Genomic DNA, 23,365 nt, shown 5'->3' on the forward strand with positions numbered 1-23,365 from the left:
TGTAGGTTACAGTCTAATGGCTAGGTAGCCAAATGTCAATGGGAAAGAAATAGAAAACGCCAGTTATTTGAGGATGATTGAAAAATTTGGACATTTTCCGAAAATTTGCTGGTTTATAGGAGCGTTTTACAAAGGAAGTTAGAATAAATTATAGATTGAAACCTATCTCAATCTATGGGACTCTTATATATAAGGTATAAAGCAGTAAAAAATGTAGGGGGAATATAAAATGAAAAAATGGGTTGTTTTAGCGTTAATGGCAGGAATGTTGGCAGGATGCGGTTCTGGTGAGACGAAGGAGACCACTGAGGTCAATGAGAGCAGTCAGTCAGAGAGAGTTACCGAATCGACTTCAGCAACTGAGGCGACTTCTGCTGAAGAGAAGATCAAACTAAAAGAGGCTAATTTTCAGATTGAAGGAACGGATTATCGCATTCAGATTTTGGACAGTTGGGAGGTTCTTCCACCAGAAGCGGAAATTCCGTTTAGTGCCAGTGATGAACCAGGGACGTCTGGAATAATGGCTTACGGGTTTAAAAAGACGGATATTGATGGGTTGGATACCTTCCAAAAGCTTATCAAAGATGAAATTGCTATAGCTGAGGACTTTCAAATAGAGGAAGGAACGATTCAGGAGGCTGAAGTTCAAACGCCGCTATATACTGGGAATCAATATAGTTTTACCAGCAAGTCTGAGGGCGTAAAAGTGGAAGTTCACTATTATTTCTTAGAAACAGCGACCGATTATGTTGTAGTCAATTTTCTCGCCTTCCCTTCCTTCTTTGATCAAAAGGCGGATCTGGTTACAGAGATGCTGAATTCTTTTACGGCGGTATAGGCTGTTGAGTATCGAAAAAATAGATAAAAAGGGGTTATACACATGTGGTTTATTCACGCCATGCTGACGGTGGTGGCATGGGGGAGTGCGGATCTATTCTATAAGAAGGGAAATGATCCGCGGGATCGGTACAGTGCCGTGAAGACGACGATTATCGTCGGGCTGGTAATGGGACTGCACGCAATTATTTATTATGGCTTTATTGAAAGGATTTCTTATGATTGGATGAACCTGGTGCGCTATTTGCCGGTGTCTTCCATGTATATCGGTTCAATGGCAGTGGGCTATTTTGGGCTGCGTTACATCGAAGTCTCAATTTCGTCGCCGATTTCCAATTCGTCAGGAGCGGTAACGGCGCTATTAGGGGTTGTTTTGTTGGGTAATAGCATCAATGGTGGACAACTTTTAGCGGTACTTTTGATCCTAATTGGAATTTTGCTTCTATCTATATTGGAAAAACAGGCCGAGGATGCGGAGCTGAAAGAAGCAGGTGTTCAAGTAGAAGAAAAATACCGCTTTGGGGCTTTGGCGATTATTTTCCCGATCATCTACATGCTAGTTGATGGCATGGGTACCTTTTTGGACAGCTACTATTTGGAGTACAAGGAGATTATGCCAGAGGATCAGGCCAATATGAGCTACGAGCTGACCTTTTTAATAGTAGCAATCTTTCTGATCGGCTATCTGTATTTCCGCAAAAAGGAAAAAATTCAGTTCTTCCAGGAACGGGATCGCGGGTTGGCGGCGTTGTTTGAAACGATTGGCCAATTTTTCTATGTGGGAGCCATCGCTGGTAAGCAGGCGGTGATTGCGGCACCGCTGATTTCTTCTTATGCGATTATTTCGGTCTTATTAGGTCGAATCTTCCTGAAAGAAAAATTGAACTGGAAACAATATGCAGTGATCGGGATTGTGATGTTGGGAATTATGATTTTAGGGTTTTATGACGGGTAAGAAAAGCCATGACTATTTTCGATAGTCATGGCTTTTCAGCTGTCGTACAGCTTAATTGATTTTATTTATACTTTTGTTAAAAGAATTCAATGTGAAATCATCATAGACCTGTATCTGATCGATACTAGTATCAAAATATTGCGGGTTTGCTTGATAATAGTCCAATAGGTCGATTTTAGAAACCGGTGTAGGATCGACTGGTGCAGTTTCATAGACTGCTTCGGCCGATTGATCGACGATAACAAAACCGTCTACAGGATAAATGAACTCATCATCATAATTGATCAAATACACCGGATGACCGATTCCTACCCCAGAGGTTAAGTTAACAATCAAATAATCCCCATCGAAATTGTATTGGATATAATCTATAAAAGTTGGAGGTTTCACTTCGGGATCAAGATCGTACTTTGCGCGATCATCCACTGTGGTAGTAGCTAGAAACACTTTTACCTGCTCAGGAAGATTGTTGTACTCAGCCAGCTTCCGGGCCTGTTCGTCTTCAACAGAGGATGAAGTACTTGTCTCCTCGGTTTTAGACGTGCTCTGAGTGGTTGAAGCCACGATTTTTTCAGATGTACTGGCACTTTGACTTTGAGTTGTGGAGGTTTCTTTACTGACCTCGCTTGTTGCTTCCGTCGTCGATTTGCTGGTTGTTTGCTCCTCGTTTTCTTGACGATTACATCCTGCTAAAGCCAACAATAAAGCAAACCCAATTAACACTTTTTTCATGATAACGCCCCCCTTTTATTTTAGATTATACAGAAGTGACTAGCATTTTAGTAGTGAGGCAGTGCTGGCATTTTTTCGAAAATGGGACCTCTAATCCATGCTATACTAATCGTAAAAGGAGAGGATCACAATGTCTGAAGTAACCATCAAACCATTCGAAAAGCGCTATGAGTCAGGAGTCATTGGGCTGATTACCTCGATTCAAAAGGAATTTGGCATTAACATCACCCTAGAGGATCAGCCGGATTTGCTGCGGATTGAAGAAGAGTACATAGAAACCGGCGGCAATTTTTGGATCGCCTTGTCTGATGACCAGGTGGTAGGGACGATTGCTTTAGTCAAACTGGCCAACGGCAATGGTGCGATTAAGAAGATGTTCGCCGCGCCGGCTTTCCGGGGAGAAAAGCAGGTGGGCAAGAAGCTGTTGGAAACGTTGCTTGCTTATTGCACCGCTCGTCAGGATAAAAATCTGTACCTAGGCACGGTAAATACCTTCATTGCAGCACAGAAATTTTACAAGAAGCACGGCTTTGTGGAATGCTCGGTGACTGATATGCCGGAAGATTACCACGTTATGGCGGTGGATAATGTCTTTTTCAAGAAAAGTCTCGCCTAATTAAGTGCTGAGCGCCCTATCTTGTTCGTAGCTGCACATATACTAAGGTGACTCCTGATAGAATGCCATCTGTTATTTTAGACAGCTGTTCTTAACTGGAAAATTAAATTGGCAACAAGGGTTGTGATTGCTATAGTAATGATAGTGGGATCGTTCTAAGCTTTTGCACCAGGTAAGAGCAGACGGAGACGTTTGTTCTTTTTTTGTGGTCTAAAAATAAGGCTTCATAAGGTTCGGTACAATGAATTCCATTTTCCAAACGCAATTTGTACTGAACGTGCACCCCAAATGAATCGTTTTCATCCTATACTTAAGACAGGAGGTGACGGAGATGAATTATAAATTAAGTTATCTCCTATCCCAAAAACCCGATTGCTTGATTACTTTGGATCGAGCGCAAACTCAGACAGGCCTGTCTGCCAAGGAAGTCCAGCAGCAATTGGGAGAATTGCAAACACACAGCTCAAAACGCAGTAAAAAGACCGGAAGCTTTTATGTTCCGAAGCTTTCTGCCAAACAATGGGCCAGCTTGCTAACCAATGAGGAAGAGGTCGTTTATTCAGAAGAAGAACGCCGCGCCTTAATTTACTTGCTCAGCTATTCCCAATTTGAAGAGCTGTCGCTGTTTCACTTTCAAGATTTTCTAGAGATCTCAAAGGGAACCGCGATTGCCGACATTAAAAAATTACGCAGTGTGTTAGCTAGCTTCGACATTCGGTTAGAGTACACTCGCAAAACCGGCTTTCTGATTGCTGGCGAAGAAGAGGCAACCCGCCGCTTAGCGAAAAATCTGGTGGCCCAGCTTCTGCAAAGCAACACCGGGAAATTCGGCTTGCTGCATTGGATCAACCAACAGGATCTGGCACGTTACGCAGTCTGGCGAGATACCATTCAGGCGCAGACGAAAAAAGCGGGACTGGAAATTGTTCCCAGCCGGATTGATGAGGTTTCCTTGTTCTTAGCTTTTACCGCTGAGCGAATCGTCAATCGTCCGTTGCAAGAGCTTGATGACCATGACCTGATTCAGTCGCTAACGGCGTATCAGGCAGGTGAAAGCATTTATCACCAGTTCTTTACCCAGGACCAACCGATGGAAGCCGCCTATTTAACGGTGATTCTGATGACGGTGGTTCAAGGCGAAATCCAGGATATCCAGCTGGATCAGCTGCTAGGCTGCTCGGCGGAGATTATTCATCGGATGGAAAACTTATCAGCGATTGAGTTTTCTAATTTTCGGGAGTTGCTGATGAACCTGTTTTATCATCTAGTGCCCGCCTATTTTCGGATTAAGAACGGCTTTTATTTGCCCAATGTGTTAATTGACAATATTCAAATGGAATACGCGGAAATTTATCGCTTCACTAAGGAAGCTTTGCTGCCGCTGGAAAAAATAGCCGGCAAAGAAATTCCCGAAGAAGAGGTGGGATTCTTTTCCATCCTGTTCGGTGGTGAAGTCGCCCGGCAAAAGGAAGAAGCCGTGCAGGAGGAAATTCGGGCCATGATTGTTTGCCCCAGCGGCATCAGCTCCTCCTTGATTTTACAAACCGAGCTGAAAAAAATCTTCCCGACGATCCATTTTGAAGAAGCCAATTCTGTCGATCAGCTGCAAAGCATCTCAGAGGAAAGCTATGACGTCATTTTTTCGACGATCCATATCGATTCCACCAAACGGGTGTACGTGGTCAAACTATTAATGTCGCAGCTGGAAAAGAATCAACTAATCAATCGCGTCCAGCAGGAATTATTGATTCCCGGCTTTTCACTGCCCAGCGCTAAAGAAATCGTGGATGCGCTGTTGCCGTATATCACCATCAAAAAAGGCGTCACCAAAGAAAAGCTCTATAAAACCTTAAACAAAAAAATGAACCGATTGATTGAGAAAAAGGAGGACCATCGCCCCATGTTAACAGAACTAATTACCCCAGAGATGATCCAAATCAGTGATCAACCGCTGGCCTGGGAAGAAGCGATTCGCTTAACCGCTCAGCCGCTATTGACTGACGGGAAAATCGAAGACCAATACATTGACGCTATGATCAACAAGGTCAAACAATATGGACCCTTTATCCATATCGGCAAAGGCATCGCCCTACCACATGCTCGTCCGGAAGACGGCGTAAACGAGTTAGGCATGTCATTGTTGAAAGTACAGGAGCCAGTTTTGCTAGTGGATGATGAGAAACACGCGATTCAACTGTTTGTCTGCCTAGCAGCTGTCGATAACGAAGCGCATTTGCGGGCCTTATCCAGCTTAACCAAATTATTGTCCAATAAAGAAAACTTAGAAGCTTTACTAAATGCATCAACTAAAGAAGAGATTTTATCAATTTTAACTAAAGAGGAGAATGACTAATGAAATTTGCAGCAGTTTGTGGGTCCGGCTTAGGATCAAGCTTTATGGTAGAAATGAACATCAACACAGTATTGAAAGACTTAGGAGTAAGTGGCGTAGAGGTTGCCCATTTTGACCTAGGAAGCGCATCACCAGATTTAGCAGATGTTTTCTTTGTTGCTAGTGACTTAGCTGACAGCGCACAGCACTTAGGTGAAGTCGTTGTTTTAGAGAGCATCATCGACATGGACGAATTGAAAGAAAAAGTTCAAGCAGTTTGTGTAGAAAAAGGCTTGTTATAAGCAATTAAATTGCCCTTTCCCCCTGAAAATGGAAGGGGCAAACAGCCTGCCGACTGGAAAAAAAGCGGCAGGTGGAGTGAACAAATGAGCTTACGAGAAAACGAGGAGGAAACAAGAAATGAATGGATTTTTAGATATACTAATTGATATTGCTAGTACGCCCGCGTTGTTGGTAGCCTTAATCGCCATTTTAGGGAATGTACTGCAGAAAAAAGATTTAGCTTCTACCGTAAAAGGCGGGATTAAAACCTTTGTCGGCTTCTTAGTAGTAACTGCCGGAGCTGGCGTTGTTGAAAACTCATTGGCACCATTTGGGGAAATGTTCCAAGCAGCTTTCAACATGCAAGGGGTTGTCCCAAATAATGAAGCCATCGTTGCCTTAGCACTGACCGAATTCGGAACGTTTACCGCACTTATTATGCTGGTTGGTATGGCCTTCAATATTCTAATCGCCCGCATCACTCGCTTCAAATACATTTACTTAACTGGACACGCAACCTTATACATGGCTTGTATGATCGCAGTTATCCTAAGTGTAACTGGCATGGGAACTGTACCGTTAGTCTTCTTCGGCGGACTAGCCTTGGGATTAGCCAACACGATTTTCCCAGCAATCGCTCAACCATTTACTCGTCAAATTACCAATAACGATTCAGTAGCCCTGGGACACACAGGGAACTTCGGTTATGCCTTGAGTGGTCTGATCGGAAAATATGTCGGCAACAAAGAAAAATCAACTGAAGACATCAACTTTCCAAAAGGCTTGTCTTTCCTACGTGACTCAACAGTAAGTATCACTATTACAATGGCAATCGTTTATGTAATCGTAGCCTTGTTTGCCGGAAATGCTTTCGTAACTGAAAACTTAAGCGGCGGCACTAACTATATCATTTACTCATTGCAACAAGCAGGTTCATTTGCAGCAGGTGTCTTTGTTATCCTAGCCGGTGTTCGTTTGATCTTGGCAGAAATCGTGCCAGCCTTCAAAGGAATCTCTGAAAAATTGGTACCAAATTCAATTCCAGCACTAGATTGCCCGATTGTTTTCCCATATGCACCAAACGCAGTATTGATCGGCTTCTTAACTAGCTTTGTCGGTGGAATTGTCAGCTTAGTCATCATGGTCTTCGCAGGAACAACTGTAATTATCCCAGGGGTAGTGCCTCATTTCTTCTGTGGCGCAACTGCCGGAGTTTACGGAAACGCAACAGGTGGATTACGCGGAGCGGTCATCGGTTCGTTTGTTCACGGGATTATCATCAGCTTCATGCCGATTCTGTTAATGCCAGTTATGGGTGATCTTGGTTTCCAAGGCTCAACCTTCTCTGATACTGACTACGGTGTAACTGGTTTGTTCTTAGGAAACTTAGCCAACGTTGGCGGACAAATCGCCGCAATTGCCGGCATTATCGCGGTTCTTATCGTATTGATCGGTTTAACTGTTGTTGGAAAAAACAAAAAATCAAAAGCAGTTTCTGAATAATTGGAGGAAAAACACGTGATGGAAAAAGCTACACTTGCCAAGCTAGAACATCTTGCCGCAGAAATCCGCATCGACAGCATCGAAGCCATTCGTAAAGTCGGCTCCGGCCATATCGGCGGTTCCCTGTCGATTGCTGATCTGTTGGCAGTCTTATATGGAAAACAAATGAAGTACGATCCGAAAAATCCTGAATGGGAAGAACGCGATCGCTTAGTCTTGTCAAAAGGCCACGCGGGACCAGCTTGGTACAGTGCTTTAGCTGCAGTTGGTTTCTTTGATAAATCGTGGTTGGGAACCTTGAATGAAGGCGGCACACGTCTGCCTTCTCACCCTGACCGTACGAAAACACCTGGTGTCGATGCAACAACCGGCTCACTAGGTCAAGGAACCTCAGTAGCAGCTGGGATTGCCACTGGGCTGAAAATGCAAAACAAAGACAGCTACGTTTATCTAGTTGTTGGCGACGGGGAGCTAAACGAAGGACAATGCTGGGAAGCCTTCCAGTACTTGGCTCACTTCAAGCTGAGCAACTGTATCGTCATCATTGACGAAAACAAAAAGCAATTAGACGGCACCACCCAAGACATTTTGAATCCTTTCGACATCGCAGAAAAAATGCGGGCTTTCGGCTTCCATACTACCAAGGTTAAAGGTGATGATCTGACAGCTATCGACGAAGCGATTGACGAATGCAAAGCAGTCAAAGATCAAGCCGTTTGTATCGTGCTAGACACCATCAAGGGTCAAGGGGTTAAATTCTTTGAAGAGATGGATGCCAATCATTCGGTGAAATTCGACAGTGAAGCTGTTCAGACGGCCACTGACGAAGCCTTGAAAGAACTAAAAGCAAAGGAGCGTGCCTAGATGTTTACACTTGCCGAGAATAAAGAAGTAGGTAAAGAACTACGCGCGACCGTTGTTGATGCGTTAAAAGATGTCATGGTAGAAAACGAAAAAGTTGTCGCTTTAGATGCCGATCTAGGCGGTGCCAGCAAATGGACCGACCTAGCCAAAAGCAATCCCGACCGCTTCATCAATGTGGGAATCGCTGAAGCCAATATGGTAGGAGTGGCAGCTGGCCTGAGCTTAACCGGCTATGTACCATTTATCCATACCTTTGGACCATTTGCTACAAGACGAGTATTGGACCAAGTCTTCTTGTCAGGGGCTTATTCTAAAAACACCATCAACATCTTCGGTTCTGACCCGGGCTTTGCGGCCGGCCACAATGGCGGCACTCATACGACTTGGGAAGATGTCGCATTATTACGCTCGATCCCTGAAGTAGTGATCTGCGATGCAGCCGATGAAGTACAAATGGACTGGATCATCAAAGTCTTCAGCGAAATGGACGGCGTGCATTACGTCCGCGGCAACCGCAAAGGCGTCCGCAATGTCTATGCACCGGGCTCAACCTTTGAAATCGGAAAAGGCAATCTGTTACAAGAAGGCAGCGACTACTTAATCGTAGCGGCCGGCCAACTTGTTTCAGAAGCCTTGGAGGTTGCTGAAAAGCTAGCCGAAAAAGGTATCAGCTGTGATGTCATTGATATGTTCACCATCAAACCATTGGATGAAGAGCTGCTGCTGAAGCATCTGGAAGGCAAAAAAGGTGTCATCACTGTCGAAAACCATTCGACAACTGGCGGCCTAGGCAGTGCCGTTGCCGAAGTGATTGCTGATAATGGAATCGCAGTTCCGTTGAAACGTATCGGAGTGGATAACCGCTTCGGACAAGTTGGAACTCCTGATTTCTTGCAAGAGGAATTCGGATTGACGACTGAGAAGATGCTGGAGCAGTTAGCAGGATTTGTGAAGTAGAAATAGACAGAAGCCAAAATTTCTTAGGAGATTTTGGCTTCTGTCTTTTGTTATTGTGCTAAAATACAGCTGAAGAGGTGATCAGAGATGTTAACCGCTAAAACAAGATTGCAAGAGGGCTCGGTGGTGGTTACTCTTCCGCCTAAAGATGGTAAGAATCCTGAGCTAAATAAGGAGTACATGGTTGAATATTTTGAAGATGGAACAATCCTGTTGACTCCTAAAATAGACGACCCGTTTGCTGCTGCGACACTTGGCGAATTCCGTGAAGAAGAGGCGTGGCGTAATTTGTCGCCTAAGGGAAGAGAGATTCTTTAACAGCAAGAGAAGAACTTTTAGTCAGACTTCTTCTTAAACATCGGCGCATCCTTATCCGTATAAAAATCAGGGTTGATCTCCTCGTCATGCTTTACCCCCAACAATGAAGCAAACATGGGACTAAAGCCGACAATACCTAGAATAATGGAGACAGGGATGTAAAATCGTTTCTTGGTGTACCACTTTTGTTCAGTTTGTTTGGACATGGTAAAACCTCCTTATACGTGTACTCTCAGTTTAACCGGAATCCGAGCTTATTTCTTAGGGCTTTTTTGACCATAATAAAATATAGTGGATACCCCTAATGCAAAAACCAGAGTTCCTAACAAATAACTCCCCATTGAGAAATCCGCAGAACCAGACACTAGAATCCATACGATGACCATGAACATGATTATTTGGATGATTACTTTAGCAAAAGCTTTTTTAGTTTCAGTCATGTTTCAACACACTCCTTCTAAGCATTTTTGATACAAGTTGATTGGAATTGCGAGTCTCCGATAAAAACTTCTCGAATCAGCTTGTTCGTTCAGGAATAGTTTTCCACCGGTTCAAGATGTTTTTGGATGCACAAGCATAATCTGTGTTATGTTAATAGTGTTCTTAAAATGATTTACGGGAAACAAAAGGGGTAAAATATAACACAACCTCAATCAAACGAAAGCAGTCTAAGGAGTGGAATAGTATGAGCGAATTGAAATGGTTCTCTGGCGGTAAGGAACGTGGAGATCAGGCGATCATCATCATCACCGATTTATTAAATGAGCTAAACAATGATCCAAAGAATCAAGCGCTGCAAAAAGTGTTAAGCAACTACCAGGATGAGCTAACGAAGAAAGAAGCTGCCGTCCCCTTGATCTTGAGTCGGATGAATATCGATATTTCCAGCGCAATGAGAAAAGATGGAGCAGACCTGCCCCAGCCTCAAGCCGATAAGTTGAAAGAGCTAACGGCGCTATCTAACATCAGATATGGCTAATATGCTGCAAAATGACAGCCAGCTCTATAAGATATACAAATAGATTGAGCAGCAGGAGCCGATTTTGGTTCCTGTTTATTCGTCGTCAGTGAAATAAACTGAAGCCCAATAACCGTATAAAATGCTGGAAATCAGAATAATAAGCAATAAAATAGGCGGGAAGGACCCAGAAAAAATCCAGCTTAACCCAGCCATAAATATAAAAAAGAAGAGGAAAAAGCGAATGGCAAACAAGAGCATAATTCGACCAGGACTTTGAAAGTGGGACGTATCTTTGAAGCGTCGGTATAAGAAAAGGCCAATAATACCAAAACGAATCAGAATAGCTTTAGTGCGGTACTTCTTGTCGGGTGGATTGCTTGTCGCAGGTATCATGGTTCTGGCTCCTTTCAGGTTTCTTTCTTTAAGTATAGCATGCGCGAATGAGTTTAAAGAAAGAGTATCCTGAACGCTGTGCTTTCTGTCTTGAACAAAAAAGATATTGAAATAATCGATTAAAAGGCCGAAAAACCTGATCTGAGGATCGGTGGTTTTTAGGCCTTTTTTAGTTTAATAATAAATTGATCTAAGTAATAGAATGCAGGGCGTGTTTTGCTAAGCATTCAAAAAAGCAGATGAGAGTTATCGCTCATTCCTATGAATAAAGAAATCTACAGTACCTCCAGAAGTGCCATAAGTCCAGCCAGTATGGATTTCAGAAGCTTGTTTTTCACACTTAATCTCCGATAGTAGTGATAGACAGAAAAAGCAAAGAAACAGGAAACGATAAGGATTATAGAAAGTACGATTATCAGGCTATCCATATCTTTTGTCAATTCCTTTCTGCACAGACTATTGGCATATTCCAAAGAAGGTTTTATTCGCAGTTAATCAGCGATCATGGGTAAGTTTCTTTCATAAAATTATACGCTCACTGGACCATAATCGCAAATACTACAGTGGAAAACTGGTTTTAGCTTCCTCTGCTATAGAATAAGTTCTTATTGGATTAGAAGCATTAGTAGCTATCATTTACTGACTTTATGCTCAGCACGCCTTATAATATCCTTAAGTGCAGTGAAAGAAGGTGAGCCTGACTGTGGATACAACTGATCGTTATTTAGCTTTTGCTAAAGTGAATAAAGATACTTTTATTGAGAAAATAGTCAGAGGCAAATATCCTGAGAATAAACGAGATGCCATTTTCATGGTTGGAAGTCCTGGTGCTGGAAAAACAGAAGTCGTTGCGGGATTGGCCGAAAACTACCAAAATTATGTTGTCATTGATGCTGATTACTTCAGAACACAATTTCCTGACTACAATGGAACAAATTCTAGCCTTTTTCAAAAAGCTTCCTCTTGGCTAGTTGAACAATCACTAAAGTTTGTTTTGGAGGAAGGTTACTCATTTATCCTGGATGGGACCTTTGCGATTTTAAGTGCCGAAAAGAATATCACTCGAGCGTTGAAGAATAATTACAGCATCACTATTTTCTATGTCTACCAAGATCCTAAAATTGCGTGGGAGTTTACAAAACAGCGTGAAGTTACAGAAGGTCGTCACGTTCCAAAGAAAACGTTCATCAACGCTTTTTTCAAATCAAGAGAGAATATTGAAAAAGTAAAATTAAGACACCCGGAGATATTACTGCACATCATCATTAAAGATTATCAAAATAATGTATCTGAGAGTCATTATGCCGCAGACAATGTAAATTTAGTACTGCCCTTACAATATATTCAAAAAGAACTGGAGGAAGAATTAGATGTCTGAAAAAGAAGAAGTCAAACGAATTGTTGAGAAATACAACAATAGCATTTCTGATTTGTCAGAAAATGCCACGGCTAAAGAATTTAAAACCTTCATGAAATACATTGCTGACCAAGCAAACGAGAGACAGCGCAAATTGGTTGGGTTAGATAAATAGTACGGCAAATTAGTTGGAGATTTGTTTACCAAGATTTCGAATATTGTTAGCCGAATGGCTCTTTTATCGTATGAAAAAAAGCATATGCAGTGTCCTGGATTTAGCTTTCCTGGTACACTACATATGCTTTTTGATATATCCCTATGTCAAATACTTAAACAACTTACCATCCACCGCATCCTTCAACTGCAAATCCATCTCCACCACATTTTGCTCTTTGCCTTCTTGTGTAGGTTTAGACAGCTGCTTGATTGTATCTTGGATAGGGGCAGCTTCACCCAAATAGTAAAATTCTTTACCCTCATCGTCAGACTTTTTCACAAACAGATGAACTGTCCACATGTGGATATCCTGCAGTGCTTTCACTTCCGGTGAATTTAGAGTTCTTGGTGATTTGGTAAACCAGCGCATCGTGCTCTCGTCGATCAGCTCATCTTCGTAAGCCATTTGCGCGCCTTTGAAATCTTCGCCCTTTTGCAACGTAATGAAAATGACGAATTTTCCGTCTTTATAAGTATAGCCACCGATGTTCTGATCCACCATCTGTTCCTGCCAATTCAGCATCCGCAGAACATCCCGCCGCCGGTATTTGGCATAACGAGTTAAAGGTTGATCGTTCGCAAAGCTTTCGGATTTGTAGTAGCTGGCAGCAAGTAAATCCTCTAGCATTTTTCTAAAATAATCATTCTGCAAAGCCTGTTCAAAAGGCTCGGTCAAACGCACTGTAGAGTTATCCACGTGGATAAGTTCGGCGCCTTGATAAGTTTTCTTCTGTCCACCTGTGTAAAACTCCAATGAAAGAGTCCGTAAGACAGAATAAACGGTGGATTCATCATCAGGTAATTGACAGGCTGTGAATAACTGCTGGATATCTTCAACAGATAATTCAGCCGGTTCCTTCACCAGCTTAGACAGCAGCACGATTTCGTGGGAACGAATCCCTGGTAAAACTTCTCGTGACAAAAACATCAGAAACTTATTCTCTTCTTCAGACAACGTTCCTTCATTGTCCTTCACCTTCGTCAAAAACGAATAGTAAGAGCCAAATTTATTGGCAATTAGCATAGGATCAAGCACCTGCTGCTGGATAAAATCAGTCAGGGTAGGCACTCGGTTCAAGCGATTTTTGAATGAAAGATTTGCTACCAGTAATGAATAAAATTAAAGATTATGAACAATAACAGGACTATTATGACAATATTCATCTACGTAAGCTGGACTATGCTACGATAAAATGTGTGCAAATATTTTTAGATCTTCTTAGATAGTTATTGTAAAACACAGTCACGTGCAAAAACAATGTTCCGAAAAACGCTACTGCTATCAATCAAATTTTTATACTTTAATATTTGAGCAATGTATTTATATTCTGGCTTACGATTTTCTGTTAGAATAATAATAAATATAAATAGAGGAGCCACTATGATAAAAGAGGGACAACTGTTTCGAAACCGTAAAGAAATCAGTCAACTATTAGGTGGAGATACGCAAAAAGGCATAGCAAATACTCAGAAGGCAGTCTTGCTTTTTGTCAATGATAATGAAATATATTCTGACTACTTCTACCAAGAAGGATCTACGGAGTATTTGATGTATACAGGTATAGGGAGAATTGGTGATCAAGATAGCTTGGAAAATAACATGTACAATTTAAATTTAGCTGTCTTATCCCACCAAAAAGATGGGAAAGATTTATTAGTTTTTGAGAAAGGGAATTTCGAAAAAGGTTTTAGATATCTTTTTCACGGTAAGTATAGGCTTTTAGAAACGCGTCAAAACTTTCAGTTGGATGATTTAAACAATTTGAGGAGAGTATTTATTTTTCACTTGAAAAAGATTACTTGAAATTTTTTATGAGGAGATGCTGATTATGGAAAAAGTAAAAACGATCCAACCATTAAAAGAAGAGTTACGGATAAAGAAACTAGAAGAAATCAAGAAACATCATAAGCCAGAGATGACAGGAGTTCGATTACCATATAAAGGTGAATATAAAGAGTTTAACGTTTATAGAATACCCTTGTCTTGTTTGGTATACAATCCTTACAATGGAAGAATTGGAACTCTAGTTAAAACATTTGAAGTAAAAAACAGAACATTAGATCCAGAAAATATTGAAGATCAAAAAATTATTGAAGATTTTTTGTGGAAATCAAAAATTGATAGAAATAAAACTACTATGGATTCATTATTGAAACAAAAGCAGCAACAATATGGAATTGTTTCAAGAAATGGCATAATTATTGATGGGAACAGAAGAGCCTGCCTTCTAAACAAACTATTCCGAGAAAAGGACAAGTATAAACAACATGATGTAAGTCATTGCGAATATTTTAATGCAGTAATACTAGATGACAATGCTGATCAAAAAGAAATTTTAGAATTAGAAACTACATACCAAATGGGTATGGATGAAAAACTAGATTATAACCCAATAGAAAAATATCTGAAAACTAAACAAATGTTAGATATAGGTCACGACGAAGCCGCGATAGCAAGAATGATGGGCGAAAATAAATCAACAATTCGAAAGAATTTGGAAATTCTAAAATTGATGAATGATTATCTCGATTATCACGATTATACTGGATTATATTCGCTACTCGAAAAACGGGAAGGGCAATTTGTGGATTTAAGCAGTTATGAGAAGGCTTACAGAGAGAGGTCTCGAAATGCTAGAACCAACTGGGCATATACTGACCAAGACATAAACGATATGCTTGGAATCAGCTTTGATTATATAAGAGCTCAGTATGAAGGGAAAGAATTTAGGTCAATTGCACAAAATTCAAGAGGTAATGTTCCAGTAAGCTTCTTTAACAACAAAGATGTTTGGAAAGAATTCTCTGACAAACACAATGAAATTAGTAATATTGAAGAGGAATCTGTAGACGATTATTTAGGTAATAATGCAGACCAGTATGATGTAACTGATATCTTAAAACAAAGGGATAAAGAGTGGACCAAAGAAGTCTCGAATTTAATGAAAAGAAATATGGGACAAAGTAAACGAATGCTAGAGGATGCTCAAGAAGTTGATCAACCCTTAGCGCTTCTTACTAAAGCTTTAAAAACATTAAATACAATTGATGATGAGTCTGAAAACTTTTATACTGAAGAAATTAATAAGAAAGTTTGTGAGTTAAATACTCTGGTGTGGAAATGGAAAAAGTCATTTGATAGAAGATCTGAAGGATAGGTATCAGAATATGGATAATTTTTTATTAAAAACTTTAGATAATTCGATTGTAATCATTGGGAAAGTATCACTTCTAAATAAAAGAAAAAGGTTACATCTAAAAAGGGAATTTAACGCTTCGTTTAAAGAAGATAGGATATTGATTGACTTACCAAAAGATGATAATGACTTGTTTTCGCTATTAGATTTTTTTGAAAGTAATAACCTTAATATATCATTAGATGATAATACGGCAAAAAAGGTAAAAACTGCTTACAGTAAAGCTGAACAATTTAAGGAATTCTCTGACCAAGCCAAAAGAATCTGGAATGGTGAGTTTAATGTTGATGAGTTTGAGCACTTCTGTTCGGTATTGGATGAAGAACTGGATAGGACCCTGTATCCCTTACAATTGTTAGCAGCGTACCATCTTGCCTTTTCTCAAAATGCATGCAATTTTTCAGTTCCTGGTGCGGGGAAAACTAGTATTGTGTATGGAGCTTACTCGTATTTAAAAGCACAAACAAATGATAAGCAAGTAAATAAAATGCTAATAGTAGGACCACTGAGTAGTTTTGGACCTTGGGAGAACGAATATAAAGAATGTTTTGGAAAGGAGATAGAAATAAAAAGAATCTCAGGTGAACTTCCCAGAGAGGAAAAGGAAGGATACTTTTTCCGAAGTAATACGGCTGAAATAACTTTAATATCCTATCAGGGACTAATAGGTTTGACCAATGAAATAAAATATTTTTTACTTAACAATAATGTATTGTTTGTGCTTGATGAAGCACATAAAATAAAAAATACTTCTGGAGGATCAATAGCTACTGCTGCACTAGATTTAGCAGTTTATGCTAATAGTCGAGTTATTCTGACGGGTACGCCAGCGCCTAATGGTTATCGAGACTTATACAATTTATTTGAATTTATATGGCCTAAAAAGGGAATAATCAAATATAGCCCAATTCAATTAGATGATATGACGACTGCATCAAATGATGATAGAGTTGAAGACCTCCTGGATGATTTAAGCCCATACTTTATTAGGATTAAAAAGAGTGATTTGAATCTCCCCCCAAAGACTGAGAATCCACCAATTTACGTAGAGATGGACTCAGCACAATCAAAAATATATGAAATAATTGAAAAGAAAATAGTAACTAGTTTTGACCAAGACAATTACGTCGTAGATACGTTTAAGCAAGCGAAAATGATACGATTAATTCAAGCAGCATCCAACCCGAGCTTACTGTTATCTCCTATCGCTGAGTTAACTTCTGAAAGTGATATACTTTCTGAAATTGATGAGGAATTTGCGAGTTTAATACAAAAATATCATACTCAAAGGATTGTTCCTAACAGTTTTATACTTGCCCGTGAAATTATTGAAGAAAAGATTTCTAAAGGTGAAAGGGTGATTGTCTGGGCTGTGTATGTAGAATCTATTTTGATGTTTTCTCGCTATTTAGAAGAATGTGATATAAAACATAGAGTTCTATACGGGAAAACACCGATTGAAACAGAGGTTACAGAAAAAGATGTCATAACTAGAGAAAAAATTATAGACGAGTTTAATTCTAAGTCTTCATCATTCGACGTCATTGTAGCTAATCCTTTCGCCGTTGCAGAGTCTATTTCATTGCATAAGAGATGCCACAACGCCATATATTTGGAAAGAAATTTCGATGGAGCAAGGTTCTTACAATCAAAAGATCGTATTCATCGATACGGATTGCCTAAGGATATAAATACTAATTATTACTATATAATAACTAAGGATACAATTTCTGAAGTTATCCATAATAGATTGTTGGAAAAAGAACAAATTCTTTTACGGATTACAGAAAGTAGAGAAATTCCATTGTTTAATTTTATGGCGGATGAATTGAATGAAAACGATGTTAAGGCGGTAATTAAGTTCTATGAAAAAAGAAAAAATAGAGGAAATAGTTGATTGGGCTGAATTAGAAAGAATTTTTGAAGTTTGTAACTCGACTGATACGGAAATTCAACACGCAAAAAACTATTTCCTTGAAATATCTTCCACTAAGTTTGTTCAAACGGTCCATTTGATACATGAACTAGGATTAGAAAAACCGTATACTAAAGATGCGTTTGTAAAATGCTTGTTGAGCTACATCTTTGAAAATTTTCCTGATTTTTTCGTATTTTCTGTTCATAAGACAACGAAAAAACTACTATTTTCTATTCCTATCCGGTATTATGTATTGAGGAATTTATTGTTACAAATGAGGGTCATTGAAAAAAAGGACTTGAATACTTTTATCTTTTCTGCTAGTAAGTATCAAAATATGGCAGCGGAAAAGAAAAGTCTCATTAAGAAAAAGAAAACTCTGGCTGAACTTGTGAAGGATTTGGAGAATAAGGCACAACTGGGTGAGCAGGCAGAACATTTTGTACTTGAATACGAAAGGAATAAATATCCTAAAAAGGAAATTTTATATGTATCGCCTTTTGATGTGAGTGCTGGATATGATATATTATCTTTTTTTTCAGACAATGACTTTGTTCCAAACAAGATGATTGAAGTTAAATGTGTAGGTGACGATTATAGTTTCTACATCAGTAAAAATGAATTGAGTGTGGCGGAAAAAAATAAAGATAAGTATTTTTTGTGCTTAGTCCATTATTCTCTCGCAAAGGAACCAGTTTTTATAGAAAATGTTTGTAAAAATATTTCTCTTTATTCAAGGGTTGTTGGTGAAAACTTTAAAGTCACCTTTAAAAATCACTTCATTGGTGAACGAAAGCAAAAGAAATAAGAAATGTAGGAGATATCTAATGAAACAATATACAGTAGTTGATCTATTCTGTGGGGCCGGGGGGTTCTCTGAAGGGTTCCATCAAGCTGGGTTCAAAATACTAAGAGCTTATGATATCTGGGAGCCAGCTATCAAAACGCATAATAAAAATCACTTTAATTATGGAAAGGATATAGCGACAAAATACGATGTTTATAAGCTTTCTACTTTACCTAGAGACTTGTTTGAATTAGAAGTACCTGACTCGGATGTCATTATTGGGTCACCACCGTGTGTTGCTTTTTCGAATTCTAATAAATCAGGAAAGGGAAACAAGGAGCTTGGAATAAAGTTGCTAAAATCTTTCTTGAGAGTAGTAGCAAGAAAAAAATTCAAGGAAAATTCGATCCTAAAATACTGGATGCTAGAGAATGTAAAAAATATCGAAAAATATATACAGGATTCGTACACCATGGCAGAATTAGGACTTCCAGGATTTGATGTTCTCAAAGTGAAGAAAATTGGAACAGGTGTCTACGATCTGCAAGATTATGGTGTTCCTTCAAGTCGTAAGCGATACATATGCGGTGATTTTGTTAAACCGGAAAAATGTGAAATAACTAAAAGCTTAGGTGTTGTAACTGAATCATTAGGAGAGCCTGGAACGCTTGATGAATCTTTAGTAAGAGACCCTAATTTTGATATAGTTCTCAAAAGAAACCAATTAACTGATCATCACTATAAGAAAGAAATTCCAGAATTTGAGTGGCAAAAAGCAAAACGCCAAAAAATGGATAAAGGCTATATGGGAGTGATGTCGTTTCCTGAGAAAATGGAACGACCTGCTCGAACTATCATGGCTACAATGTCGGGTTCTTCGAGAGAGTCTATGATATTGGATTATTCAAAAGATTCTGATGATAGGTATAGATATCCAACCATAAGAGAAGTGGCTACTTGCATGTCATTTCCCATTGATTATCGTTTTTATGGAGATTCTGATTCTGTAAAGTATAAGCTGGTAGGAAATGCGGTGCCACCGCTATTTTCTTATTCATTAGCTAAAGCAATAGCGAAACAAGACCAGTGCTATTTACCATCAGAGGCTTTGTTGAAAAGCTTTGCAGTTGAGGATGGATTCGTTAATCTGAATGGTGAAATATTCCCTCTGAAGGAGGAGCAAACTAAAAAGCCAAATGCAAAGTTTAAATATCATGTTCCATATCTTAAAATTGACGCATTCAGAGCAGAATTACTTAATTCATTCAATAATGAAAATGTTGAATGGGTAGCTGAAATTCATAAAGGTCAGGGGAAAAGTGCTAAAGTTTATAAGGATTTTGAGTTTAGTTTAGATTTTTTATCCAAGTTTGAATTTAGTATAATTAGTGAATTTATAGATAAAATGTCTAGTCAAATAGAATCGTTTGAAAGGCTACAAGAAATTTATATAAAAACTACACAGCAACGTGAGAATGAATGCTTAATAGGACCAGAAGAATTGTTAGAAGGACTAAAACACTTGATCAATAATAATTTTGACAATCATAATGATAACGTAGAGATATTAGAGTTAAACATTTCAATACCACAAAAAATACTTATCTCACACTTTATTTTAAGTGAATTGATAAGTGTCATTGGTAGCTGTGAAAAAAGTAAGATAATGAATTTATAAGGAGAACAATGGGAAGTAAAGAAACAAGAAAGGGCTGTGGGGGCAAATGAGTAGTGATATTCTGCAAAAAAAAGTTGGGGAATTATTTTTAGATTACAGTGAAAGAAAAAAAAAGTATGTTGAAAAGAATCATTATAAGTATATTATTCCAAGTTACCAAAGAGCTTATAAATGGGATGTAGAGTTAGGTGAGATACTTTTTAGAGATCTTATTCTACCCAAAGGGGAGGGCTATAACTTTGGTTTCGTAACTCTTTCGGTTCTTGAACAAAATGATGATAGGTTATTCGAAGTCATTGATGGACAGCAAAGAATAACGACGATTTATATAATAATGTTAGTTCTGTATAATCGTTTGTGCTGTCTAAATGCTGGGGAAACTGAGAAAAAACGACTAGAAAAATTTATAAACAACTTCCCTTTTTCTTCTGAAGACTCTCCTACAATACCATTACTGGAAAAGCTACATAAAGATGCCTTAGGTAAGGGAATAAATTCGGAAGATTTTATTAATTTGGATAGTAGTCCTAATCCCATCTTCGACAATTTTAAAAAAATAGATGACACACTATCTCAATTTCTACAAGGTATGGAGAATGATGAGTCTATAGGAACAATAGTTGGATATATCAAATGTATTTTAGAGCAGAAAATTATTATTTTGAAATATAGGACTCCTGCTTTAGCTTTGGATAGTTTTATTGCATTAAATATGAAGGGGAGACCCTTAGATGCTTATGAAATATTTTCGGCGTTATGCTTGAAAATAATTGATTCTACGGAAGAAATGAATGAATATAAGAAAAAGCTAAATGGTATTTTTAATATGTACTCTGCTAATGCTAACTTATTGGGATTTCAGAACTTTAATCACTTTTTAAAGACAATGATAACTTGTATGGATTATGAAAAATACTCTTCTGATCCCGAAAGAATTAATGAAATAAACTTAAAGATTCCTAATCACTATATAGAAGAAAATTATAAAAGCCCTACTTCAATTATGAATTTTATCGATAAATTGGGATTTTACCTAAAAAAAGTTATCAACTTCTTAAAAACTGGAAAACTAACAGAACTAGAAGGTTTTTGTACTGATAAGAGCAAGACCAAAAATATAAATAAAAGACTAGAAGAAATAGAATGGTTAGTATACGGTTGGAACAATACAGAAAATGATGGAGCTATGTTGATGGTCATACGAAAGTATTTGTATGCTCTGTTAATACAAATTGAAAAGGAAAAAGAAAAAGAAGAAGAAAAGACTGCTAAATCGTACAAATTAATCTATAAGTGTTTGACAGAGATTACCTTATCGCTGTATCATCATCACTTAATTGGAATTTTAGGAAGTAACTATTTAAAATTGAGACAAGAGAATCTGACCATTTCTTCCGCCCATGATATAAAACACTTGTATAGTGAAAGCTTCGATTGGGAAGAAATTTTTAAAGCAGAATTAGCTAAAGAAAATTATGGGATTTCTAAAGCTAAGTTCCTTAAAATGAATTTAATATTTCAAGTCAAGAGAGTTAAAAAAACAAAAAAATTAATGTTGATGGTCCAATTATTGACGAAATTATCCCTTATAAAAATTTGAACCTAGAACATTTCGTTATTGATAAGAGTAGGTATGAAATTTCTAATGGAAAAAACATGTACTTGTTCAATACTTTACAAATAAAGAAGCTCGTTAATGATAAGTTTGCAGAAGTGAAATGCAAATCTTGTGTTGATAAAATAAAGTATTTAAATGATAAAGTTTTCTCCTCCCATAGAAAAGAAATGCAATTCTTCTTTGCCTATGTTCAGTTGCTAGATAAGGAAATCAAAAAATTGAAAAGAATGAAAAATAAAGCTGCCAGCGTTCAAGTCTTTCTAAAGCTAATAAATAAAGACTCTGTTAAATTGACAGATTCGAACTTCACCAATTATCAAGGCGAGATGAATAAAGTTATGCGCAACATATTCGCTGGTATTACTGAAGAACTGTGTGAAATATACAATGTATTAGCATCGTGTGAAAATAAAAGTAAAGTGTTTTAGTTTTAGAATAAACTGCGGGCCTAGTAATTTTGTACAATTTTCTAGGCCATTTTTATTCGTTTTTTGAGCACACATCATTTGTTTGTAAGCGTCTGACGCTAACAGTTGTTTAGTGAAAAGTGCAATGATTAGTAAATGGAAAATCAGATGGTTTGTGTACATTTGTCAAGATAATTAGAACGGAAGGATGTTTTATGAATAATGGAATATTTGAAAAAACGGATTTCGGGATTTATCATTTTGCCGATATTATTGATGGTGTTTTAGAAAATACTTTTCCATATATCGTTAATATAAGCGCTATTTTTGGGGAAGGTGAAATTCAATACTATCTCAAACCTTTCAAAAAGCACTCTTGTTTCCATAGTTTTATTGGCTTCATAGTTGATTCTGTCTTCCAGGAAGACCCAGGATTTATTGATACTAATAGTAAAGATAGAATGCTTTATCTAGATCATTGGTTTGTGAAATACGGGTTCGTTGATGGAAGATTTGATGAGTGGGCCAAAAGCAAAGGATTTGAGATCGATCAAGCTAGTGTAGATGATATAGACGAGTACTTAGAAGCAGTTATCTTGAGTGAAGAGTATGAGAACCTTATCTTTCAAATATCTAATGAAGTATTTTATCTAATGTTTTCTAATCGAAAGATTATGCTACGTTTTAATCATCTTATCTCGAATTATTTGAGAACACTAAATAAAACAGAAATTATTCCAGATAATCTCTGCTATTTAAAAAAAGATGGAAAATTAAAAAGACGCGCTCTACCTAAGTGGGTAAAAGATGCTGTTTTCTTTAGAGATAGAGGGCGATGTGTTTTATGCAATAAAGATTTGTCTAATTTAGTTAGCAGACAGAATCTGAATAATTATGATCACATAGTGCCTTTAAATTTTTATGGTTTCAATGACGTAACAAACATTCAACTGTTGTGTGAGAAGTGCAATAAGAAAAAAGGTGGAAACTATATAAGCACTAGCCAAGTATACGAGAAATGGTACCGATAATCACTAACAAAATGTAACTTCGAAAATTAATTTGAGTTAATTACTTGCTTTTAGACATTGCTTAAAACAATATGCAGAAGAACGACGAAAAATAAATTGCAAAGAAGAAAAAATATTATTGCAAATGCATTTCAAACTGTCAAATTGTTCTGGATTCTTTTAGATCCTACCGAACTTTCTATTTGAAGTGGGTCAAATAGAACAGGAGAGATAAATTTACGACTACTGAAGAACTTATAAAATATATATATGAAACCTCCATTGAAGAAACGAAATTTACAGATAATCAACAAAAAGGGGAACGTGCGCTTATTCTATTGCCTAGGTATAGAGAGGCAGAACAACCTTCTTTAGAAGAGAAGTCCGGTGAACAAATTACGTTTAGTAATATAACTTCTAAGAAAGC

General features: G+C 38.1%; 24 protein-coding genes. 19 read left to right on the plus strand and 5 right to left on the minus strand.

What is annotated here, in order from left to right; translation table 11 throughout:
* The first annotated feature begins 229 nt into the window (after positions 1–229).
* On the plus strand, positions 230–838 hold the full coding sequence (locus JZO70_RS16575) for a putative periplasmic lipoprotein (RefSeq protein WP_207674785.1): 609 nt from the start codon (positions 230–232) through the stop codon (positions 836–838).
* Positions 839–880: 42 nt separating this feature from the next.
* Positions 881–1,792: a DMT family transporter gene (locus tag JZO70_RS16580; RefSeq protein ID WP_207674786.1), complete on the plus strand. Its 912-nt coding sequence runs from the start codon at positions 881–883 to the stop codon at positions 1,790–1,792.
* Between the two features lie 51 nt (positions 1,793–1,843).
* Here JZO70_RS16580 and JZO70_RS16585 read toward each other — a convergent pair whose 3' ends face one another.
* Complete coding sequence (locus JZO70_RS16585) at positions 1,844–2,524, minus strand: lipoprotein (protein WP_207674787.1); 681 nt, start codon at positions 2,522–2,524, stop codon at positions 1,844–1,846.
* Positions 2,525–2,654: 130 nt separating this feature from the next.
* Here JZO70_RS16585 and JZO70_RS16590 point away from each other — a divergent pair, with 130 nt between their 5' ends.
* From JZO70_RS16590 to mazE, 7 genes are all read left to right on the plus strand, one after another.
* Positions 2,655–3,140: a GNAT family N-acetyltransferase gene (locus tag JZO70_RS16590; RefSeq protein ID WP_207674788.1), complete on the plus strand. Its 486-nt coding sequence runs from the start codon at positions 2,655–2,657 to the stop codon at positions 3,138–3,140.
* Between the two features lie 331 nt (positions 3,141–3,471).
* A complete protein-coding gene (locus JZO70_RS16595; RefSeq protein ID WP_207674789.1) occupies positions 3,472–5,493 on the plus strand; it encodes a BglG family transcription antiterminator in 2,022 nt (673 codons plus the stop codon).
* Complete coding sequence (locus JZO70_RS16600; protein ID WP_207674790.1) at positions 5,493–5,774, plus strand: PTS sugar transporter subunit IIB; 282 nt, start codon at positions 5,493–5,495, stop codon at positions 5,772–5,774. Before JZO70_RS16595 ends, JZO70_RS16600 begins: the two co-directional genes overlap by 1 nt.
* 118 nt (positions 5,775–5,892) lie before the next feature.
* The gene (gene ulaA / locus JZO70_RS16605; RefSeq protein ID WP_207674791.1) at positions 5,893–7,257 is read left to right on the plus strand and encodes a PTS ascorbate transporter subunit IIC; all 1,365 of its coding nucleotides are present in this window, start codon (positions 5,893–5,895) and stop codon (positions 7,255–7,257) included.
* An 18-nt stretch (positions 7,258–7,275) separates the two neighbouring features.
* Entirely contained in the window at positions 7,276–8,121 is an 846-nt protein-coding gene (locus JZO70_RS16610; protein ID WP_207674814.1) for a transketolase, read from the plus strand.
* Complete coding sequence (locus tag JZO70_RS16615; protein ID WP_207674792.1) at positions 8,122–9,078, plus strand: transketolase family protein; 957 nt, start codon at positions 8,122–8,124, stop codon at positions 9,076–9,078.
* A gap of 87 nt (positions 9,079–9,165) precedes the next feature.
* A complete protein-coding gene (gene mazE / locus JZO70_RS16620; RefSeq protein WP_207674793.1) occupies positions 9,166–9,396 on the plus strand; it encodes a type II toxin-antitoxin system PemI/MazE family antitoxin in 231 nt (76 codons plus the stop codon).
* 17 nt (positions 9,397–9,413) lie between these two features.
* Here the strand turns inward: mazE and JZO70_RS16625 are convergent, their stop codons facing one another.
* Together JZO70_RS16625 and JZO70_RS16630 are read right to left on the minus strand one after the other, a co-directional pair.
* Positions 9,414–9,602 (minus strand): hypothetical protein, encoded by a 189-nt coding sequence (locus JZO70_RS16625; RefSeq protein ID WP_207674794.1) that lies wholly within the window; start codon positions 9,600–9,602, stop codon positions 9,414–9,416.
* A 48-nt stretch (positions 9,603–9,650) separates the two neighbouring features.
* Positions 9,651–9,836 (minus strand): hypothetical protein, encoded by a 186-nt coding sequence (locus JZO70_RS16630; protein ID WP_207674795.1) that lies wholly within the window; start codon positions 9,834–9,836, stop codon positions 9,651–9,653.
* Between the two features lie 245 nt (positions 9,837–10,081).
* Between JZO70_RS16630 and JZO70_RS16635 the strand changes: the two genes are divergently transcribed.
* On the plus strand, positions 10,082–10,375 hold the full coding sequence (locus tag JZO70_RS16635) for a bacteriocin immunity family protein (RefSeq protein WP_207674796.1): 294 nt from the start codon (positions 10,082–10,084) through the stop codon (positions 10,373–10,375).
* Between the two features lie 75 nt (positions 10,376–10,450).
* Here JZO70_RS16635 and JZO70_RS16640 read toward each other — a convergent pair whose 3' ends face one another.
* Complete coding sequence (locus tag JZO70_RS16640; protein ID WP_207674797.1) at positions 10,451–10,750, minus strand: hypothetical protein; 300 nt, start codon at positions 10,748–10,750, stop codon at positions 10,451–10,453.
* Between the two features lie 703 nt (positions 10,751–11,453).
* Between JZO70_RS16640 and JZO70_RS16645 the strand changes: the two genes are divergently transcribed.
* Together JZO70_RS16645 and JZO70_RS16650 are read left to right on the plus strand one after the other, a co-directional pair.
* Positions 11,454–12,128 (plus strand): zeta toxin family protein, encoded by a 675-nt coding sequence (locus JZO70_RS16645; RefSeq protein ID WP_207674798.1) that lies wholly within the window; start codon positions 11,454–11,456, stop codon positions 12,126–12,128.
* Complete coding sequence (locus tag JZO70_RS16650) at positions 12,121–12,282, plus strand: hypothetical protein (protein ID WP_207674799.1); 162 nt, start codon at positions 12,121–12,123, stop codon at positions 12,280–12,282. Before JZO70_RS16645 ends, JZO70_RS16650 begins: the two co-directional genes overlap by 8 nt.
* Positions 12,283–12,423: 141 nt before the next feature.
* Here the strand turns inward: JZO70_RS16650 and JZO70_RS16655 are convergent, their stop codons facing one another.
* Entirely contained in the window at positions 12,424–13,431 is a 1,008-nt protein-coding gene (locus JZO70_RS16655; protein WP_488473505.1) for a DUF3427 domain-containing protein, read from the minus strand.
* A gap of 273 nt (positions 13,432–13,704) precedes the next feature.
* Here JZO70_RS16655 and JZO70_RS16660 point away from each other — a divergent pair, with 273 nt between their 5' ends.
* The 7 genes from JZO70_RS16660 (at position 13,705) to JZO70_RS16690 (ending at position 22,959) form a co-directional block, all read left to right on the plus strand.
* Positions 13,705–14,127 carry an SRA domain-containing endonuclease gene (locus JZO70_RS16660; RefSeq protein WP_207674800.1) on the plus strand — a complete coding sequence of 141 codons (423 nt, stop codon included), beginning with the start codon at positions 13,705–13,707 and terminating at the stop codon, positions 14,125–14,127.
* Positions 14,128–14,152: 25 nt separating this feature from the next.
* Positions 14,153–15,481: a hypothetical protein gene (locus tag JZO70_RS16665; protein WP_207674801.1), complete on the plus strand. Its 1,329-nt coding sequence runs from the start codon at positions 14,153–14,155 to the stop codon at positions 15,479–15,481.
* 10 nt (positions 15,482–15,491) lie between these two features.
* The gene (locus tag JZO70_RS16670) at positions 15,492–17,417 is read left to right on the plus strand and encodes a DEAD/DEAH box helicase (RefSeq protein ID WP_207674802.1); all 1,926 of its coding nucleotides are present in this window, start codon (positions 15,492–15,494) and stop codon (positions 17,415–17,417) included.
* Positions 17,386–18,246 carry a protein NO VEIN domain-containing protein gene (locus JZO70_RS16675; protein WP_207674803.1) on the plus strand — a complete coding sequence of 287 codons (861 nt, stop codon included), beginning with the start codon at positions 17,386–17,388 and terminating at the stop codon, positions 18,244–18,246. Before JZO70_RS16670 ends, JZO70_RS16675 begins: the two co-directional genes overlap by 32 nt.
* 19 nt (positions 18,247–18,265) lie before the next feature.
* A complete protein-coding gene (locus JZO70_RS16680; protein WP_207674804.1) occupies positions 18,266–19,903 on the plus strand; it encodes a DNA cytosine methyltransferase in 1,638 nt (545 codons plus the stop codon).
* Positions 19,904–19,949: 46 nt separating this feature from the next.
* Entirely contained in the window at positions 19,950–21,503 is a 1,554-nt protein-coding gene (locus JZO70_RS16685; protein ID WP_207674805.1) for a DUF262 domain-containing protein, read from the plus strand.
* A 640-nt stretch (positions 21,504–22,143) separates the two neighbouring features.
* Complete coding sequence (locus tag JZO70_RS16690; RefSeq protein ID WP_207674806.1) at positions 22,144–22,959, plus strand: HNH endonuclease; 816 nt, start codon at positions 22,144–22,146, stop codon at positions 22,957–22,959.
* Positions 22,960–23,365 lie beyond the last annotated feature (406 nt).

This window comes from Candidatus Enterococcus moelleringii, assembly GCF_017377575.1.
Taxonomy (GTDB): Bacteria; Bacillota; Bacilli; order Lactobacillales; family Enterococcaceae; genus Enterococcus_A; species Enterococcus_A moelleringii.

Excerpts from the sequence above, each read along its gene's own strand:
- JZO70_RS16575 (WP_207674785.1), top strand. The coding sequence starts at position 230 with ATGAAAAAATGGGTTGTTTTAGCGTTAATGGCAGGAATGTTGGCAGGA.
- JZO70_RS16580 (WP_207674786.1), top strand. The coding sequence starts at position 881 with ATGTGGTTTATTCACGCCATGCTGACGGTGGTGGCATGGGGGAGTGCG.
- JZO70_RS16585 (WP_207674787.1), bottom strand. The coding sequence starts at position 2,524 with ATGAAAAAAGTGTTAATTGGGTTTGCTTTATTGTTGGCTTTAGCAGGA.
- JZO70_RS16590 (WP_207674788.1), top strand. The coding sequence starts at position 2,655 with ATGTCTGAAGTAACCATCAAACCATTCGAAAAGCGCTATGAGTCAGGA.
- JZO70_RS16595 (WP_207674789.1), top strand. The coding sequence starts at position 3,472 with ATGAATTATAAATTAAGTTATCTCCTATCCCAAAAACCCGATTGCTTG.
- JZO70_RS16600 (WP_207674790.1), top strand. The coding sequence starts at position 5,493 with ATGAAATTTGCAGCAGTTTGTGGGTCCGGCTTAGGATCAAGCTTTATG.
- ulaA (WP_207674791.1), top strand. The coding sequence starts at position 5,893 with ATGAATGGATTTTTAGATATACTAATTGATATTGCTAGTACGCCCGCG.
- JZO70_RS16610 (WP_207674814.1), top strand. The coding sequence starts at position 7,276 with ATGGAAAAAGCTACACTTGCCAAGCTAGAACATCTTGCCGCAGAAATC.
- JZO70_RS16615 (WP_207674792.1), top strand. The coding sequence starts at position 8,122 with ATGTTTACACTTGCCGAGAATAAAGAAGTAGGTAAAGAACTACGCGCG.
- mazE (WP_207674793.1), top strand. The coding sequence starts at position 9,166 with ATGTTAACCGCTAAAACAAGATTGCAAGAGGGCTCGGTGGTGGTTACT.
- JZO70_RS16625 (WP_207674794.1), bottom strand. The coding sequence starts at position 9,602 with ATGTCCAAACAAACTGAACAAAAGTGGTACACCAAGAAACGATTTTAC.
- JZO70_RS16630 (WP_207674795.1), bottom strand. The coding sequence starts at position 9,836 with ATGACTGAAACTAAAAAAGCTTTTGCTAAAGTAATCATCCAAATAATC.
- JZO70_RS16635 (WP_207674796.1), top strand. The coding sequence starts at position 10,082 with ATGAGCGAATTGAAATGGTTCTCTGGCGGTAAGGAACGTGGAGATCAG.
- JZO70_RS16640 (WP_207674797.1), bottom strand. The coding sequence starts at position 10,750 with ATGATACCTGCGACAAGCAATCCACCCGACAAGAAGTACCGCACTAAA.
- JZO70_RS16650 (WP_207674799.1), top strand. The coding sequence starts at position 12,121 with ATGTCTGAAAAAGAAGAAGTCAAACGAATTGTTGAGAAATACAACAAT.
- JZO70_RS16660 (WP_207674800.1), top strand. The coding sequence starts at position 13,705 with ATGATAAAAGAGGGACAACTGTTTCGAAACCGTAAAGAAATCAGTCAA.
- JZO70_RS16665 (WP_207674801.1), top strand. The coding sequence starts at position 14,153 with ATGGAAAAAGTAAAAACGATCCAACCATTAAAAGAAGAGTTACGGATA.
- JZO70_RS16670 (WP_207674802.1), top strand. The coding sequence starts at position 15,492 with ATGGATAATTTTTTATTAAAAACTTTAGATAATTCGATTGTAATCATT.
- JZO70_RS16675 (WP_207674803.1), top strand. The coding sequence starts at position 17,386 with ATGAAAAAAGAAAAAATAGAGGAAATAGTTGATTGGGCTGAATTAGAA.
- JZO70_RS16680 (WP_207674804.1), top strand. The coding sequence starts at position 18,266 with ATGAAACAATATACAGTAGTTGATCTATTCTGTGGGGCCGGGGGGTTC.
- JZO70_RS16685 (WP_207674805.1), top strand. The coding sequence starts at position 19,950 with ATGAGTAGTGATATTCTGCAAAAAAAAGTTGGGGAATTATTTTTAGAT.
- JZO70_RS16690 (WP_207674806.1), top strand. The coding sequence starts at position 22,144 with ATGAATAATGGAATATTTGAAAAAACGGATTTCGGGATTTATCATTTT.